Source organism: Buttiauxella sp. A111, assembly GCF_014189855.1.
Taxonomy (GTDB): Bacteria; Pseudomonadota; Gammaproteobacteria; order Enterobacterales; family Enterobacteriaceae; genus Buttiauxella; species Buttiauxella selenatireducens.
The window spans coordinates 1,318,945-1,336,593 of the sequence record NZ_BJFN01000001.1; the positions used below are offsets into that span (position 1 = coordinate 1,318,945).

At 51.1% G+C, this 17,649-nt stretch carries 16 protein-coding genes and 1 pseudogene; 3 read left to right on the plus strand and 14 right to left on the minus strand.

Features of this window, described 5'->3' with window-relative positions; all coding sequences use genetic code 11:
• Nucleotides 1-541 precede the first annotated feature (541 nt).
• A complete protein-coding gene (gene purL / locus BSPA111_RS05970; RefSeq protein ID WP_183270222.1) occupies nt 542-4,429 on the minus strand; it encodes a phosphoribosylformylglycinamidine synthase in 3,888 nt (1,295 codons plus the stop codon).
• A gap of 270 nt (nt 4,430-4,699) precedes the next feature.
• Between purL and mltF the strand changes: the two genes are divergently transcribed.
• A complete protein-coding gene (mltF, locus tag BSPA111_RS05975) occupies nt 4,700-6,256 on the plus strand; it encodes a membrane-bound lytic murein transglycosylase MltF (protein ID WP_183270223.1) in 1,557 nt (518 codons plus the stop codon).
• On the opposite strand, the gene tadA is transcribed toward mltF, so the two are convergent.
• From tadA to BSPA111_RS05990, 3 genes and pseudogenes are all read right to left on the minus strand, one after another.
• The gene (gene tadA, locus BSPA111_RS05980) at nt 6,141-6,611 is read right to left on the minus strand and encodes a tRNA adenosine(34) deaminase TadA (RefSeq protein WP_373925628.1); all 471 of its coding nucleotides are present in this window, start codon (nt 6,609-6,611) and stop codon (nt 6,141-6,143) included. The two genes, mltF and tadA, sit on opposite strands and share 116 nt — an antisense overlap.
• 222 nt (nt 6,612-6,833) lie before the next feature.
• Nucleotides 6,834-7,466 carry a phosphatidylglycerophosphatase C gene (gene yfhb / locus BSPA111_RS05985; protein ID WP_183270306.1) on the minus strand — a complete coding sequence of 211 codons (633 nt, stop codon included), beginning with the start codon at nt 7,464-7,466 and terminating at the stop codon, nt 6,834-6,836.
• Nucleotides 7,467-7,475: 9 nt separating this feature from the next.
• Nucleotides 7,476-7,654: pseudogene (locus tag BSPA111_RS05990) on the minus strand (PTS sugar transporter subunit IIC); the annotation flags it as partial.
• 69 nt (nt 7,655-7,723) lie between these two features.
• Here BSPA111_RS05990 and BSPA111_RS05995 point away from each other — a divergent pair.
• The gene (locus tag BSPA111_RS05995; RefSeq protein WP_183270225.1) at nt 7,724-8,572 is read left to right on the plus strand and encodes a MurR/RpiR family transcriptional regulator; all 849 of its coding nucleotides are present in this window, start codon (nt 7,724-7,726) and stop codon (nt 8,570-8,572) included.
• A 55-nt stretch (nt 8,573-8,627) separates the two neighbouring features.
• Nucleotides 8,628-8,888, plus strand: coding sequence for a YfhL family 4Fe-4S dicluster ferredoxin (locus BSPA111_RS06000; protein WP_183270226.1), 261 nt, complete (start codon nt 8,628-8,630; stop codon nt 8,886-8,888).
• On the opposite strand, the gene acpS is transcribed toward BSPA111_RS06000, so the two are convergent.
• From acpS to rseA, 10 genes are all read right to left on the minus strand, one after another.
• Nucleotides 8,885-9,265 (minus strand): holo-ACP synthase, encoded by a 381-nt coding sequence (gene acpS / locus BSPA111_RS06005; RefSeq protein WP_064544373.1) that lies wholly within the window; start codon nt 9,263-9,265, stop codon nt 8,885-8,887. The genes BSPA111_RS06000 and acpS overlap by 4 nt on opposite strands.
• Nucleotides 9,265-9,996, minus strand: a complete 732-nt coding sequence (pdxJ, locus tag BSPA111_RS06010; RefSeq protein WP_183270227.1) for a pyridoxine 5'-phosphate synthase — start codon at nt 9,994-9,996, stop codon at nt 9,265-9,267. Before pdxJ ends, acpS begins: the two co-directional genes overlap by 1 nt.
• A gap of 77 nt (nt 9,997-10,073) precedes the next feature.
• The gene (gene recO / locus BSPA111_RS06015; protein WP_183270228.1) at nt 10,074-10,811 is read right to left on the minus strand and encodes a DNA repair protein RecO; all 738 of its coding nucleotides are present in this window, start codon (nt 10,809-10,811) and stop codon (nt 10,074-10,076) included.
• A gap of 4 nt (nt 10,812-10,815) precedes the next feature.
• Nucleotides 10,816-11,724, minus strand: coding sequence for a GTPase Era (gene era, locus BSPA111_RS06020; RefSeq protein ID WP_183270229.1), 909 nt, complete (start codon nt 11,722-11,724; stop codon nt 10,816-10,818).
• Nucleotides 11,724-12,404 carry a ribonuclease III gene (gene rnc, locus BSPA111_RS06025; RefSeq protein WP_034459305.1) on the minus strand — a complete coding sequence of 227 codons (681 nt, stop codon included), beginning with the start codon at nt 12,402-12,404 and terminating at the stop codon, nt 11,724-11,726. Before rnc ends, era begins: the two co-directional genes overlap by 1 nt.
• 169 nt (nt 12,405-12,573) lie before the next feature.
• The gene (lepB, locus tag BSPA111_RS06030; protein ID WP_183270230.1) at nt 12,574-13,548 is read right to left on the minus strand and encodes a signal peptidase I; all 975 of its coding nucleotides are present in this window, start codon (nt 13,546-13,548) and stop codon (nt 12,574-12,576) included.
• A gap of 14 nt (nt 13,549-13,562) precedes the next feature.
• Nucleotides 13,563-15,362, minus strand: coding sequence for a translation elongation factor 4 (gene lepA / locus BSPA111_RS06035; RefSeq protein ID WP_183270231.1), 1,800 nt, complete (start codon nt 15,360-15,362; stop codon nt 13,563-13,565).
• 205 nt (nt 15,363-15,567) lie between these two features.
• Complete coding sequence (gene rseC, locus BSPA111_RS06040; protein ID WP_183270232.1) at nt 15,568-16,047, minus strand: SoxR-reducing system protein RseC; 480 nt, start codon at nt 16,045-16,047, stop codon at nt 15,568-15,570.
• Nucleotides 16,044-17,000, minus strand: coding sequence for a sigma-E factor regulatory protein RseB (gene rseB, locus BSPA111_RS06045; protein WP_183270233.1), 957 nt, complete (start codon nt 16,998-17,000; stop codon nt 16,044-16,046). The genes rseC and rseB overlap by 4 nt, the downstream gene beginning before the upstream one ends.
• Nucleotides 17,000-17,647: an anti-sigma-E factor RseA gene (gene rseA, locus BSPA111_RS06050; RefSeq protein WP_183270234.1), complete on the minus strand. Its 648-nt coding sequence runs from the start codon at nt 17,645-17,647 to the stop codon at nt 17,000-17,002. Before rseA ends, rseB begins: the two co-directional genes overlap by 1 nt.
• Nucleotides 17,648-17,649: the final 2 nt, after the last annotated feature.

A 17,649-nucleotide genomic window follows, 5' to 3' on the forward strand; every position in this document is an offset into this window, starting at 1 on the left:
GAAACGACAAAGGCAGAGAATAATCTCTGCCTTTGTTCTGGAATTAGGCGGCGCCTTACTCAACGTTTCGCCCGGAGCATGATAAAGCAGTACGAGACTGGCGATAATCAAAAGTCGGACGGCAGGCACCTTGTGTGCGTCATTCTAAGGTTTATGTAGCACAACCCTTGCGGGGGCTGACATAAGAGGGTGAATGAGCCACTGCGCAGTATTATGCAGCATGCGTGCCATGTTTGCTATTAAGTTTATATATGAATGTTTTTATTATGTTTATTTACTGTATGGCTCATTTGTTGGATTGACTATTTTTCACCCACAGCGTCGCCATTTAGCAACGGTTTAAACGCCTATTTTTTATATATCACAAAATCAATTAGTTAAGTGTCACCTATTTGAGACAGTTATATTTACCATATGTCGGGAATCGGTGACAAAAAAATCCCCTCGGCTCAGCGAAGGGATTGGGTTGTTAATGCCGGTCGCCTTCCCCCTCTCCCGCAGGAGAGGGGGAAAATAGGCAGAGTCAGGTGTGGAGGATTATTTAACCGAGTTGCTTACGCGCATTGCGGAAAATGCGCATCCACGGGCTATCCTCGCCCCAATCAAATGGGTGCCAGGAGTTGCTGACTGTACGGAACACACGCTCTGGATGCGGCATCATAATGGTGACGCGCCCGCTTTCGTTGGTAACCGCCGTTATGCCGTTTGGTGAACCGTTCGGGTTAGCCGGGTAGTCCTGCGTGACTTTGCCGAAGTTGTCGATAAAGCGCAGCGCCACCAGCCCCTTGCTTTCCAGAGCAGCCAGATGCGCCGCATCGCGTACTTCAACGTGACCTTCACCGTGAGAAACCGCGATTGGCATATGTGAACCGACCATGCCCTGCAACAGTAAGGACGGGCTGGAGGTCACTTCTACCAGGCTGAAGCGTGCTTCAAAACGGTCGGAATGGTTACGCACAAAGCGTGGCCACAGGTCGCTGCCAGGAATAAGCTCACGTAAGTTCGACATCATCTGGCAACCGTTGCACACACCCAATGCCAGGGTTTGTGGACGATGGAAGAAGGTTTCAAATTCGTCACGCACGCGTGAGTTAAACAGAATCGACTTAGCCCAGCCTTCGCCCGCGCCCAAAACGTCACCGTAAGAGAAACCGCCACACGCCACCAGCGCCTGGAAATCTTCCAGACCGCGACGACCTTCCAGCAAATCACTCATGTGAACATCGATGGCATCGAAGCCCGCACGATGGAAGGCCGCAGCCATTTCAACGTGAGAGTTAACGCCCTGCTCACGCAGCACGGCAACTTTAGGGCGAGCACCTTTAGCGATGAACGGCGCCGCAATATCTTCTTTGATATCGAAGCTCAGTTTAACGTTCAGGCCAGGATCGTTGTCATTGGCTTTTGCTTCATGTTCTTGATCAGCACAGGCCGGGTTGTCACGTAGACGCTGCATCTGCCAGGTGGTTTCTGCCCACCACATGCGAAGCTGAGTGCGGCTTTCGCTAAACACGGCATGACCATCGGCTGTCAGCGTGAAACGGTCACCGGCAACGGCTTTACCGAGGAAGTGAACACACTCCGCCAGACCGTGGTCTGCCAGGGTTTTCTCAACTGCTGCGCGATCCGCCGCTTTCACCTGAATCACCGCACCCAACTCTTCGTTGAACAGTGCTGCCAGATGATCGTTACCCAGCGTGGCGATATTCGCCTCCACGCCACAGTGACCGGCAAACGCCATTTCTGCCAGCGTCACCAACAGACCACCGTCGGAACGGTCGTGGTAAGCCAGTAATTTCTGTTCCGCCACCAGCGCCTGAATCGCATTAAAGAAGCCTTTAAGCTGTTCTGCGCTGCGAACATCAGCAGGCTTGTCGCCTAACTGACGGTAAACCTGAGACAGCGCCGTTGCGCCCAATGCGTTATGGCCAGCCCCCAAATCAATCAGCAACAGGGCGTTATCTTCGGTGTGCAGTTGTGGTGTCACGGTGCGACGTACATCTTCGACACGGGCAAACGCCGTGATAACCAGTGACAGTGGAGAGGTCATCTCGCGCTGCTCGTTACCTTCCTGCCAGCGGGTTTTCATCGACATTGAGTCTTTGCCCACTGGAATCGTCAGGCCAAGCGTCGGGCAAAGTTCTTCACCGACGGCTTTCACGGCTTCGTACAGACCTGCGTCTTCACCCGGATGGCCGGCTGCTGACATCCAGTTTGCTGAAAGCTTGATGCGATTGAGTGCGCCAATTTGCGTAGCAGCAATGTTGGTCAGCGCTTCACCGACCGCCAGACGGCCTGATGCTGCAAAGTCCAGCAACGCAACCGGTGCACGTTCGCCAAGAGACATCGCTTCGCCATAGTAGCTATCCAGGCTTGCGGTGGTGACCGCACAGTTAGCCACCGGAATCTGCCACGGTCCAACCATCTGATCGCGAGCAACCATACCGGTTACTGAGCGGTCACCGATGGTCACCAGGAAGGTTTTTTCAGCCACTGTAGGCAAATGCAGCACACGATTTACCGCATCAGCAATAGTAATATTGCGGCAATCCAGAGCATCGCCCTTCGCTTTCAGGGTTTCAACGTTACGTTCCATTTTCGGGGTTTTACCGAGCAGAACGTCCAGCGGCATATCAATCGGCTGGTTGTCGAAGTGGCTGTCGCTGAGCGTCAGATGTTTTTCTTCGGTGGCTTCACCGATAACGGCGTACGGCGCACGCTCGCGGCGGCAGAGTTCATCAAACAGTGGCAACTGGTCAGGTGCAACAGCCAGAACATAACGCTCCTGGGATTCGTTACACCACACTTCCAGCGGGCTCATGCCAGGTTCGTCGTTGAGAATTTTACGCAGATCGAAGCGCCCGCCTCGGCCACCGTCATTCACCAGTTCAGGCATCGCGTTAGAAAGGCCGCCCGCCCCCACATCATGAATAAACAGGATTGGGTTGGCATCACCTAACTGCCAGCAACGATCGATAACTTCCTGGCAACGACGCTCCATTTCTGGGTTGTCGCGCTGTACAGAAGCAAAATCCAGATCGGCATCTGACTGGCCGGACGCCATAGAAGAAGCCGCTCCGCCACCCAAACCAATGTTCATGGACGGGCCGCCGAGGACAATCAGTTTTGCGCCAACGGTGATGTCGCCTTTCTGAACATGGTCAGCACGAATGTTACCGATACCGCCTGCCAGCATGATGGGCTTATGGTAGCCACGCAGTTCTACGCCGTTATGGCTGTTGACTTGTTCTTCGTAAGTACGGAAGTAGCCCGTCAGCGCCGGACGACCAAATTCGTTGTTAAATGCTGCACCACCCAATGGGCCGTCAGTCATGATATCCAGCGCCGTCACGATGCGGTCAGGCTTACCGAAATCTTCTTCCCACGGCTGTTCAAAGCCAGGAATACGTAAGTTGGAAACAGAGAATCCGACCAGACCCGCTTTGGGTTTAGCACCACGGCCTGTCGCACCTTCATCACGGATTTCACCACCGGAACCGGTCGCGGCACCCGGCCATGGAGAGATAGCCGTTGGATGGTTATGCGTTTCGACCTTCATCAGGATATGCGCATCTTCCTGGTGGAAGTCATAACGGTCTGCTTCGTGATCGGCAAAGAAACGCCCTACCACCGAACCTTCCATGACTGCGGCGTTATCTTTGTAAGCCGATAACACGTAGTCCGGGGTTTTCTCAAAGGTGTTTTTAATCATTTTGAACAGCGATTTAGGCTGCTCAACGCCATCAATAATCCAGTCGGCGTTGAAGATTTTGTGACGGCAATGCTCGGAGTTTGCCTGCGCGAACATATACAGCTCGATGTCGTTCGGGTTGCGTCCCAGTTTGGTGAACGCATCCTGCAAATAATCGATTTCGTCTTCTGCCAGGGCAAGCCCCAGACGAATGTTAGCTTCAACCAGTGCTTCACGACCTTGAGATAACAGGTCAACGCTTTGCACAGGTGCAGGCTGATGATGTGAGAACAGTTGCTGCGCATCATTAAGCGAGTCAAACACGCTTTCCATCATGCGGTCATGCAAAAGTGCGGCAACGTCCTGGCGCTGCGCCTGTGTCAGCGTGCTGCCAGTTACGTAGTACGCCACACCGCGTTCCAGTCGCTTAACATTGGCAAGCGCACAGTTGTGGGCAATATCAGTCGCTTTAGAGGACCAGGGTGAGATGGTACCAGGACGCGGCGTGACCAGAATTAAGTGGCCGGTCGGGGCGTGGTCGGCAAGGGTTGGACCATATTTCAACAACCGTTGCAGACGGGCGTGCTCTTCAGCCGTTAGCGGCGCATCGAGATCGGCAAAGTGAACATACTCGGCATAAATGTCGCTGACCGGAAGGTTGGCGTCATTAAAACGGGCCAGTAATTTGTTAATACGAAATGCCGATAAAGCGGGCGAACCACGCAGAATTTCCATCATCAAAGATCTCTCGTCTTCGAAACGCCAGGGGGACGCTTCAGTGGGCGCAAGGGGAAAACGGGCGCCATTATAGATAATCCGCCGCCATGACGAAACCGTTTGCGTAGAAATATATGGATTAGTTTTCGTTGATGAAACATTAACCAGAAATGTTGAATAAGTTGCACAGTGGCGTTTTGTTAAGCAAAATGCGCCACACCTTATTGTATAACCTCCATTTTTGAAGCCTGTTGTTAGCTAAGACTCGACGCCTCATCGCAGATTAACTATTTGAAAAGATTTAAAATTAATTATCTGCTTATCGGTGCCGTAACCGTGTTGCTGGCAGTGGCGCTTTGGCCCTCCATTCCCTGGTTCGGACAAGCCGAAAACCGCATCGCCGCCATTCAAGAGCGGGGGATTTTGCGCGTCAGTACAATTGAGTCGCCTCTGACTTATACCCTTTATCAGGGCAAACAAATTGGCCTCGATTATGAGTTAGCAGAACAGTTTGCCCATTACCTTGGCGTAAAGCTGGAAGTGACTGTTCGCCCAAATATTCAAGAGCTGTTTGACGACATTGATAATGGCAAGGCCGATATTATCGCCGCGGGCCTGGTGTACGACACGCAGCGCAGTCAACATTACCGGGCAGGTCCGGTCTATTATTCCGTTTCGCAGCAGATGGTTTATCGCATAGGCAGCCCGCGCCCGAAGACGTTGGCTGGCATCAAAGAAAACCAATTGGTGCTTTCGCCTGGTGTCACATCGCTTAGCGCGTTGAACAAACTTAAACAACAAAAATACCCTGATTTGAGCTGGCGTATTAATGAGCAACTCAGCAGTACAGAGCTGATGCAGCAAGTGGTGGAAGGGAAGATTGCTTTTACCATTGCCGATTCTGTCGCAATCAGCACTTTCCAGCGCGTTCATCCGCAGCTTGCTGTTGCCCTGGATATCACCGACGAACAGCCAGTAACCTGGTTCAGCGCATTAGACAGCGATGATAGCCTGTCCGCCGCCCTGCTCGACTTCTATAACCGCCTCAACAGTGACGACACTTTTGCGCGTCTGGAAGAAAAGTATCTCGGCCATGTTGGGGATTTTGATTACGTCGATACCCGCACGTTCCTCAAAGCGGTAGATGCCGTTCTGCCAGAATTACAACCATTATTCGAAAAGTATGCCACCGAACTGGACTGGCGCTTGCTGGCAGCCATCTCTTATCAGGAATCACACTGGGATAACCAGGCTACCTCTCCAACCGGTGTGCGCGGGCTGATGATGCTCACCAAAAATACCGCACAAAGTCTCGGTGTCACTGACCGGCTAGATCCGGAGCAAAGCATTCAAGGGGGAAGCCGTTATTTGAAGGATATGGTGGCAAAAGTCCCTGACAGTGTGCCAAAGGATGAACAGATATGGTTCGCGCTGACGGCTTATAACATGGGGTATGCCCATATGCTTGATGCCCGCCAACTGACGGCGAAACAAAAAGGCAATCCGGATAGTTGGGCAGATGTAAAAACACGACTGCCATTACTTAGCCAAAAACAGTATTACTCGAAAACAACTTATGGATACGCCCGTGGCCATGAGGCGTATGCGTATGTGGAGAATATCCGGAAATATTACATCAGCCTGGTAGGGTACTTACTCGAGAAAGAGAAACAGGAAGCGCAAGAGCTTAAATATGCCGAGGCGTATCCAGTCGTTGCGCCAGTCGAGTTGGCTATTCCGAGCTTCGGGCCTTTTCCTTTAGGGCCTTTTTCTCAAGACGGCGGGCTCGAAAAAAATCACTCAGCATGGCCGAACACTCTTCTGCCAAAACGCCCTCAGTCACCGTAACCTGGTGATTCATACCAGGATGACCCAGCACATCCATTAGCGATCCGATTGCGCCGGTTTTGGCATCACGCGCGCCAAACACCAAATTACCGATGCGGCCATGAACCATCGCCCCTGCACACATTACGCAAGGCTCAAGGGTGACATACAGCGTGGTTTCCAGCAGACGATAGTTTTGCAAAACCAAACCGCCCTGTCGCAGCGCCATAATTTCCGCATGCGCTGTCGGATCATGTCGGCCAATAGGTCGGTTCCAGCCCTCACCTATCACCTGGTTTTTATGCACCAACACCGCGCCAACCGGCACTTCACCTTCTTCCCATGCACGACGAGCGAGGGTCAATGCATGACGCATCCAGTGTTCGTGGGTAAATTCGCGTTCTGACAAGGGAGTCTCCGGGCTAGATTCGGGCGGCGCATTATATACCCTTCATTCTTCAAACTGCATCTTTGTTGGCTGCATTCACTCACCCGAATCACTTAGTTAACTAAGCTCATCGGGATTCGTAAACTTGCCGCCGCGATGCAGCTCGAATTATTTTGGGTATAGAGAGATCTTATGTGAGGCGAAATAGCATCATTCCAATTGCTGCAACTGCCCTTGCGGCGTGACGCGCCAGCGGTGTTGGCAGAAATAGAGCAAGGGGTTGTCCTGATTGCTGTCGCTATACCCGCTGTAGAGTTGCAATGGTGTACCAATTTGCTGTTCGAGCTGTGATACTTTTTCATGCCCCAGGCAACGCAATGTGAGTACCCACCCACCGTGGGAGCGCTTGATTTGGCTGGCGATAAGCTTAACTTTTGGCAGCCACGGCGTATCAAAATAAACCTGCTGCACCAGCGGTTGCGGAGAACCGGTAATCAACCACACATCAGCATCTGAACTGGTGAGGTAATCGGTCAGGCGCTGCTGTACCACGGGAAAAGCGGTAACGCGGTTGCGAAACCATGTCACAAAATTTGTTTCCAACTGCTTGAGGCGCGTTTCGCTGTGACCAAAGGTTGCGCCCCACAATAACAGGCTCATCGGCCAGCGAGCGGCGCGTCCTTTTATCAGCAACGCGCCACCTATCACCGGCAGGAGCGGCGCGACAAGTAACAGATTGAGGGGTTGATGGCGCAGCAGGTAGCGCAAGAAGCTGCCGAACATATCCTGCTGATGCAAGGTGCCATCTAAATCGAAAAAAACCACCCGACGCTCACTCTGAATTGCCAAACGTTACTCCTCTGGATCATTAAAACCCATAAACCATGTAAATAAGAACCCGGCGATTACCGCTATCAGAAAGCCTAACAGATAGAACATCACTTTTCCGGCAACATTAACCTGAAATGCTAAAGGTCATCACCATCGCCACTTTCCAGTAACTGATTCGCACCGCCCAAGCATGCACCGATATCATGGCAAGCAAAATTTACGTTACTATGGCGTCGCTCACATAATTGCCCCGACTGACTGGAGAGGAAATGAACTGCTTACTGCGTATTCGAAGCCGCTACCCAACCCTGGCACAAAGCGACCGTAGACTGGCTGACTTTTTGCTGGAGAAGCCCGACTACGCGCGTCATTTAAGTTCACAGCAACTCGCCGCCGAGGCAGGTGTGAGCCAGTCCAGCGTGGTGAAGTTTTCCCAAAAGCTGGGTTTCAAAGGCTTTCCAGCCCTCAAACTGGCAATCAGTGAAGCGCTCGCCAGCAATCCGGAACGACAATCCGTCCCTGTTCATAATTTGATTTTGGGTGATGACCCGCTGCGTTTAGTGGGTGAAAAGCTCATTAAGGATAATTTGGCGGCGATGCACGCCACGCTTGATGTCAACAGCGAAGAAAAGCTGCTGGCGAGCGTGGACATGTTGCGAAATGCACGACGCGTGCTGCTGGTAGGAATTGGCGCGTCCGGCCTGGTCGCTAAGAATTTTGCCTGGAAGCTGATGAAAATTGGCATTAATGCCGTGGCGGAGCAAGACATGCACGCATTACTGGCAACGGCACAATCCTCAAACAGTGACGATGTGCTGTTGGCGATTTCCTATTCTGGTGAACGGCGTGAGATAAATCTCGCCGCAGATGAAACCTTACGCACCGGGGCAAAAATCCTCGCCATTACCGGCTTTACCCCCAACGCATTACAACAACGTGCAACGCTGTGCTTGTATACCATCGCCGAAGAACAAGCGACGCGTAGTGCGGCAATTTCATCGACCAGTGCGCAGATGATGCTGACCGATTTGCTATTTATGGCGCTGGTACAACGGGATCTGGAGCACGCACCGAAGCGTATTCGCCACAGTGAAGCCCTGGTAAAAAAACTGGTTTGATCAGAGATTGGGCGTATAATGCCCGCCCTGTTTCTGTTGTTTCTGAGATCTTCCCATGGCGCTGCTCATCACCAAAAAATGTATTAACTGCGATATGTGCGAGCCGGAGTGCCCGAACGAAGCCATTTCCATGGGGGACAACATTTATGAGATCAACGCCGATCGTTGCACCGAGTGCGTCGGACACTACGAAACACCCACCTGCCAGAAAGTTTGCCCGATCCCTAACACCATCATCAGCGATCCAGCGCGCATCGAAAACGAAGAGCAACTGTGGGATAAGTTTGTCCAGTTGCACCACGCCGACAAGCTTTAATTCTCGATAATAACCGTCGCACAGGCATAGTGCCGTTCGTCGGCAAGTGTCACATGCACCGAACGGACACCCATTCTTTGCGCGACTCGCTCGGCCTCTTCCCAAAAGCGTAGCTGCGGTTTACCCAACGGGTCGTTAAACACTTCGAACTGATTAAACGCAAGACCGTTACGTATCCCGGTGCCAAAGGCTTTGGCCGCCGCTTCTTTTACAGCAAAACGTTTAGCAAGAAAGCGCACCGGTTGCTGGTGCGCCTGGTATTGCAGCCATTCGTTGGCACTGAGCACACGCTTCGCCAGTCGATCACCCGAACGTGAGATAACGCTTTCAATACGCGCTATCTCAACGATATCAGTGCCAAGGCCGAGAATAGCCATTAGCTACGCGCTTCCTGCATCAGACGTTTCATTTCTGCCACAGCTTCCTTCAAACCGCTCATGACCGCACGGCCAATAATCGCATGGCCGATATTCAGCTCATGCATTTCAGGCAGGCGAGCAATGGCTTTAACATTGTGATAAGTCAGACCGTGTCCGGCATTCACTTTCAGGCCTTTACCTGCAGCATAGGTTGCGGCTTCAGCGATTCGAGCCAGTTCTTTCGCCTGAGTCTCTTCGTCTTTTGCATCGGCGTAGCAACCCGTATGAATTTCGATATACGGTGCGCCAACGGCTACAGCGGCATCAATTTGTGCGTGGTCAGCATCAATAAACAGGGAAACCAAAATATTGGCATCCGCCAGACGTTTGCAGGCATCACGCATTTTATCGAGCTGACCGGCGACATCCAGTCCACCTTCAGTCGTCACTTCCTGACGCTTTTCAGGCACCAGGCAACAAAAATGTGGTTTGGTTTCACAAGCAATGCCAATCATCTCTTCAGTGACGGCCATTTCCAGATTCATACGCGTATCGAGGGTCTGGCGCAGAATGCGGACATCGCGGTCGGTGATGTGGCGGCGATCTTCTCGCAGGTGAACCGTAATACCGTCAGCGCCTGCTTGCTCGCAGATAAATGCCGCCTGCACCGGGTCTGGATATGCCGTGCCGCGTGCATTACGCAAAGTTGCGATGTGATCAATGTTTACGCCTAACAGTAATTCAGCCATGACAATCCTCGAGTTCAGAATAGGTTTGAGTTCCGGCAGTTTACACCCGGTAAGGAAAGCATGGCTACGACCAGGCGTTATTGCGGGTCTTGAGGTGATTTAAGTGGTGGTTTTTTGGGCACAAACTGACGGAATAACTCGCGACTTTTGAGGGGTTTGCCACCCAGATAGGGTTTCAAAGCCATACGAGTAAAGCGTTTCGCAGCCCGTAAGGTTGCGATATCAGGAAATTCACGGTTCGCCAGAGCTTTTAATTCATGCCCGGTGAAACTGCGGTTATCCACCACCAGGCTTGCGATAAACCCTTTTTCTTCACGATAGCGGTAAGTCATGGTGTCGCTGACTTCTTCCCCGCTACCTGCGCAGTGTAAGAAATCCACGCCATAACCCAGGTGCCCCAGCAACGCCAATTCAAAACGGCGCAAAGCCGGTTCCGGTGAACCGCTGGTTCCCGCTAATGCCTGGATACAGTGGAGGTAGTCGAAGAATAATTCGGAAAAGCGCGTTTCATCTTCCAGCACGCGTGAAACCAGTTCATTCACGTACAGGCCGCTGTAGAGCGTGATACCACTAAGTGGGAGTGCCAGTGAGACAGCTTCGGCGCTTCGCAGTGTTTTAACTTCACCACGACCGCCCCAGCGAACCAGCAAGGGGGTAAAGGGTTGTAACGTCCCTTTGAGGTTAGAGCGGCGAGAACGAGCGCCTTTCGCGATGAGGCGAACACGCCCGGACTCTTCAGAAAAGAGGTCAAGTAGAAGGCTGGTTTCGCTCCAGGGGCGACTATGCAGGACAAAAGCCCTTTGCCAGCCTTCCATTTTCTTATTTCAAATCGTCGGTGTAACCCAGGCTACGCAGCGCGCGCTCGTCATCTGCCCATCCGGATTTCACCTTAACCCACAGTTCAAGGTGGATTTTGGCTTCGAACATCTCTTCCATGTCTTTACGTGCTTCGATACCGATGGTTTTGATCTTGGCGCCTTTGTTGCCAATCACCATCTTCTTCTGGCCTTCGCGTTCAACCAGAATCAGGCCGTTAATGTCATAACCGCCACGGGCGTTAGACACGAACTGTTCGATTTCAACAGTCACAGAATACGGCAGTTCAGCACCGAGGAAACGCATCAGTTTTTCACGGATGATTTCAGATGCCATAAAGCGCTGTGAACGGTCGGTGATGTAATCTTCCGGGAAGTGATGGGTCGCTTCTGGCAGACGCTTACGAACGATGCTGGCAATAGTGTCCACGTTCATACCGTTTTCAGCAGAGATCGGTACGATATCGAGGAAGTTCATCTGGCTGCCAAGGAACTGGAGATGTGGCAGCAAAACGCCTTTATCCTGGACGTTATCAACTTTGTTGACCGCCAGAATAACCGGCGCACGAGCGTCACGCAGCTTGTTGAGCACCATCTCATCATCTGCGGTCCACTTAGTCCCTTCAACCACAAAGATAACCAGCTCAACGTCACCGATAGAACTGCTGGCCGCTTTGTTCATCAAACGGTTGATAGCACGCTTTTCTTCCATATGCAGCCCTGGGGTATCAACGTAAATCGCCTGATACGGGCCTTCGGTATGGATACCCATAATGCGGTGACGAGTGGTCTGCGCTTTACGAGAAGTGATAGAGATTTTTTGCCCAAGCAACTGGTTTAGCAGCGTGGATTTGCCGACATTTGGGCGACCAACGATGGCCACGAATCCGCAAAAGGTTTGTTCTTCGCTCATTATTCCAGCTCCAGCTTGATAAGCGCCTGCTCAGCTGCAGCCTGTTCCGCTTTACGGCGGCTTGAACCGGTACCAATCACCGGCTCAGGCAGGCCACTCACCTGACAGTGAATGGTAAATTCCTGATCGTGCGCTTCACCACGAACCTGCACAACCAAATAAGATGGCAGCGGTAAGTGGCGACCCTGCAAATACTCTTGCAGACGCGTCTTAGGGTCTTTTTGCTTATCGCCTGGGCTAATTTCATCCAGACGAGATTGATACCAGGAAAGAATTAAACGCTCAACATTCTGGATATCGCTGTCGAGGAACACACCACCAATTAAGGCTTCGACGGTATCGGCCAGAATAGATTCGCGACGGAAACCGCCGCTTTTCAATTCGCCCGGCCCAAGGCGCAGACATTCGCCTAATTCAAATTCGCGGGCAATTTCTGCCAACGTATTTCCGCGTACCAGCGTCGCACGCATACGGCTCATATCGCCTTCATCTACTCGAGGAAAACGATGATATAGCGCGTTTGCAATAACGTAGCTAAGAATGGAGTCGCCTAAAAACTCAAGACGCTCATTATGTTTGCTGCTGGCACTGCGATGCGTTAATGCCTGTTGCAACAGATCCTGATGTACAAAAGTGTAGCCCAGCTTACGCTGCAGCCTATTAATTACGATGGGGTTCATGCGATACCAATTAATGAATGCGTCAATTATTCAGCACACGGAACAGACCTGAAAAAAAGAACCAACGCTGTTTCGTTTGCCGTGGCTCCCTTTCGGGAGCCAACCTAATACGGGGGGATATTCTATACGCAACGACAAGGTATGTCGTCACTTGAATGGATTTAATTGATCAATGAATTCCGCCAATACGGCTTAAACGAACACCCGTTGGCCATTCACCCTCTTGTTTATCAAAACTCATCCAGATTGCAGTCGCTTTACCCACCAGATTCGCCTCAGGAACAAAGCCCCAGTAACGGCTATCAGCGCTGTTATCGCGGTTATCACCCATCATGAAGTAATGACCCGGCGGTACAATCCACGTCGCCAGTTGTTGACCAGGTTGCTGGTAATACATCCCCAGTTGGTCCTGTGCAATTGGCACGGTCAGAATGCGGTGAGACACATCTCCCAGTGTTTCTTTGCGCTCAGACAGGCGGATACCGTCTTCTTTGGTCTGGTTCAACGGCAACTGGAAGAAACCAGAGTTTGCTTCACCACCGTTACGACGCGCAAAAGTCTGCACAAAATCACTTGGCTCTACATGGCTATAAGTGATTGGCAGTGCGTTATCACACGCCTGACCAGAACTACAATTTGGCTGAACAGTCACTTCTTTAGCGACAGGATCGTAGCTGACACGATCACCCGGCAAACCGACTGCACGCTTGATGTAATCAAGACGTGGATCTTGTGGATATTTGAACACCACAATATCGCCACGTTTAGGATGACCCGTTTCAATTAGCGTTTTCTGGTAAATCGGATCTTTAATACCGTATGCAAATTTTTCCACCAGAATAAAATCACCAATTAATAACGTTGGCATCATTGATCCTGATGGAATCTGGAACGGTTCGTAAATAAACGAACGCACGATCAAGACAATAGCGAGCACCGGGAATACGGATGCCCCCGTTTCTAACCAACCTGGTTTCGGTGCGACTTTTTTTAGCGTTTTGCTATCAAGTGCATCGCCAGTGGCAGCTTGCGCTGCCGCCTGTTTTTCCCGACGCTTTGGCGCAAAGATAAATTTATCAATACACCATAGAAGACCTGTTACCAGCGTCGCTATCACGAGGATTAGCGCAAACATATTCGCCATGCCAACTCCTTAATTTATTTGCTGTCTTTGCCAACATGCAGAATGGCGAGGAAGGCTTCCTGAGGCAGTTCGACGTTGCCGACTTGCTTCATACGCTTCTTACCGTCTTTCTGTTTCTGCAACAGCTTTTTCTTACGGCTTACGTCACCGCCGTAGCATTTTGCCAATACGTTTTTACGTAACTGTTTAACAGTAGAACGCGCAATGATATGTGCGCCGATCGCCGCCTGAATTGCAATGTCGAACTGTTGGCGAGGGATCAATTCTTGCATCTTCTCGACCAGCTGACGTCCACGGAACTGCGAATTTCCACGGTGAGTAATTAACGCCAGGGCATCAACGCGATCGCCGTTAATCAGTACATCAACACGCACCATGTCTGACGTCTGGAAACGCTTGAAGTTGTAGTCCAGAGAAGCATAGCCGCGGGACGTTGATTTCAGACGGTCGAAGAAGTCGAGTACCACTTCAGCCATTGGGATTTCATAGGTCAGCGCAACCTGGTTACCGTGGTAAACCATATTGGTCTGCACGCCACGCTTCTCGATACACAGCGTGATAACGCTACCCAGATATTCCTGAGGCATCAGCATATGACACTCAGCAATCGGCTCACGCAGCTCAGCAATGTTATTCAATGCTGGCAGCTTGGATGGGCTATCTACATAAATCGTCTCACCACTGGTGGTTTCGACTTCGTAAACTACGGTAGGTGCTGTGGTAATCAGATCAAGATCGTATTCACGTTCCAGACGTTCCTGAATGATTTCCATGTGCAGCAGACCCAGGAAGCCGCAGCGGAAGCCAAAGCCTAACGCGGTAGAGCTTTCTGGTTCAAAGAATAAAGACGCATCATTCAGGCTGAGTTTGCCCAACGCATCACGGAAGTTTTCGTAATCGTCAGAGCTTACCGGGAACAGACCCGCATATACCTGCGGTTTCACCTTTTTAAAACCTGGCAGCGCTTTTTCTGCCGGATTACGTGAAAGGGTCAAGGTATCGCCCACTGGTGCACCGAGGATGTCTTTGATTGCACAGACCAACCAGCCTACTTCGCCGCAACCCAGCACATCACGATCAACACGTTTTGGCGTGAAGATACCCAGACGGTCAGCGTTATAAACCTGGCCGGTACTCATCACCTTGATCTTATCGCCTTTCTTCATGGTGCCGTTTTTAATACGCACCAAAGAGACAACACCAAGATAGTTATCGAACCAGGAGTCAATGATCAGTGCCTGCAGGGGCGCGTCCGGATCACCTTCAGGTCCAGGGATATCACGGACCAGACGTTCGAGAACATCCGTCACACCGAAGCCAGTTTTTGCCGAGCAACGCACAGCATCTGTTGCATCAATGCCAACGATATCTTCGATTTCCTGCGCAGCACGTTCAGGATCGGCTGCTGGTAGGTCAATTTTGTTCAGGACTGGAACCACTTCCAGATCCATTTCCATGGCGGTATAGCAGTTTGCCAGAGTCTGAGCTTCAACACCCTGACCAGCATCTACGACCAGCAAAGCACCTTCACAAGCAGCCAAAGAACGGGAAACTTCATAAGAGAAGTCAACGTGGCCTGGGGTGTCGATGAAATTCAGATGATAAGTTTCACCATCGCTTGCTTTGTAATCCAGCGTTACGCTTTGCGCTTTAATGGTAATACCACGTTCACGCTCCAGATCCATGGAGTCAAGAACCTGGGCTTCCATTTCACGATCGGACAAGCCACCGCAAATTTGGATAATACGGTCAGACAGCGTCGATTTGCCGTGGTCGATGTGGGCAATAATAGAAAAGTTACGTATATTCTTCATAGTTAGAGGTTTTTATGCCTTACAAATCCGGGAAAGCTCGGCGCAATGCGCTGTACAGAGCGTGATGTCAATGGCTGTCTTTTGCCTGAAACGCCGCATTCTACACTACAACGAGAAAGCGAGGAAACAGGTCATCTTGCAAGCGTAGTTGAGAGATGAAAGACCTACGGAAAGTGTGTCTAAAAGATTGCGAGCAGCGTAGACGTCACTGGCTGTCCGCAGAAGTCGTCGTTTCGACTCTTAGAGCATTTGGCGGTAGCGCAACGCTGAGAATAACGGGTTGCCAGGTTTCACGGCGACTGAATTTCAATGAGAATTCACGCGCGATAAGAAAACCGCCCACTCCGCCTATCAATGCCCCACAAATCGCCGCAAGGTTGGTACCAAACAGCGCCTGGAACAGGGCTGAGACCACAAATAAACCAACCAGCGGGGACATGTAAACCAGTAACGCAGAACCTATCAGGCTACCTTCAGCAATACCCAACTCGACTTTTTGACCCGCCACCAGCGGTGTATCACAAGCAACCGATAAGGTGTGATTCGTTTGCGGACCGAGTTTGTTGAGAATACGGCTGCCACAGCCTGCGCGTGAAGCACAGCTACTGCATGACGCTTTTACGTCACAACTCAACAATGCTTCACCCTTTTGCCAGGAGATGACTGTTGCCCACTCCTTAATCATTGCGCAGTCCTGAATTTGATGCTGTCAGCAATACGTTTTGCCGTTTGTGGCGGCAGCTCACCAACAATAGTGATTTCAGTTTTATCCCGAATTTCAGAACTCACTGTGCGACGCCCAGTGCGCAGTATCTGATCGGTGCTATTGCTGGCAGCCCGACTAATGTTGACCGAGAAGCTAAACAAACCGTCAGAGTAAAGGCGTGATTCAATTGGAACATCAACGGTCGGCAATGGACGGCGGCTGCTGGAGACTTCACTAAAACCTTGCGGCAACCAAGTAGGTGCCCAGGTAAAATTGATTTTCTCTGCACCAGGCACTGACAGCAAAGGTGGTAAATTTGCCTTCGCCAGACTTTGCATCATGCCATTAGCTTCTTTGCTGACGTTAAAAGAGATAACGCGGAATTGCTCCAGCGTCTCACCATCACGGTCCAGCAAATCAACACGCAGCGGTAATTTCGTTTCCGAGTCCATCCACACCATATAGCTGTATCGGGTGCCATCTCGTGCCACGACTCGAATGACTTCGCACAGACGATCGGCAATACGCGTCCGTCCGACAGAAATGAAGTCGTAATAAGGCGTCAAGCGTTTGAAGTCGGTGTAGACGATTGATGGAAGCGAATCAACGATGTAGTCCCCCGTGAGCGTAAATGGCTCAAGTCCAGGTTCAAAATAGCTGATTTCACTGCCACGCTGGACAACTTCTCGGCGTGGGCCATCCATCTGAAGCAATTGCGCAAGTGGACGATTATCAAGCCTTGCATGGCGATAGCGTAAGGACTCTATCCCTTGCTTATTAATGCTGATAAATGCCAACTCATAATTGAGTGACTGACTCGCCTGGTTCATCTGCTGCAACAATGCCCCGGACGAAACAGTGTCCGCCGAGGCATTTGAGCTGAACAACAGGCTGCTTGTCATAAGAGACAGTGCATACCAAAGTTGCTTCATTACTGCGATTGAGTTCCTAACGTTTGGTTACCTGGCACTTGTACCGCAGCTTGCTGGGTTTGTGCCTGTTCAAACTGGAGTTGCTCGGCGTGTAAACGACGCTGCAATTCATAATCTTGCAGCATTGCATTGATACGTCGACGTTGTTCCTGTACCTGCTGCTGACCAGTGCTTGCAGTACTGTCAGAAGGAACACCCAAGCTGACCGGGCTCGCTTTACCCATCATAGGTAAAGTATTGAACACAGGTGCTTCAGGCTGTGCAGGATTGTCAGATTGGCCATTATAGTGCTGCACGCCAACAATTACCGCAAGCGATACGCATGCAGCAACACCCACTTGGGTTAATTGGCTGGCCCAAGGACGTACCTTTTTCCAGAACGACATTTTTTGCCATTGTTGAGGTTCAGGCTGTTGTTCTGTAATAAGTGGCGTGACATGACGCACTGGTTCATTTTCGATCGCCGCCATGACATTGGCTGCAATATCAAAATGAAGCAATTCACTGGTATCGCCGCGCATAGTGTCGCGGATTAGGTGGTAGCTCTCCCAGCGTTGCTGCAATGATTTGTCTTGTGATAAGACGCTTAGCAGCTCGCTATCCAGAGTTTCCCCATCCATTAAAGCGGAAAGCTGTTCTTTCTGCATGC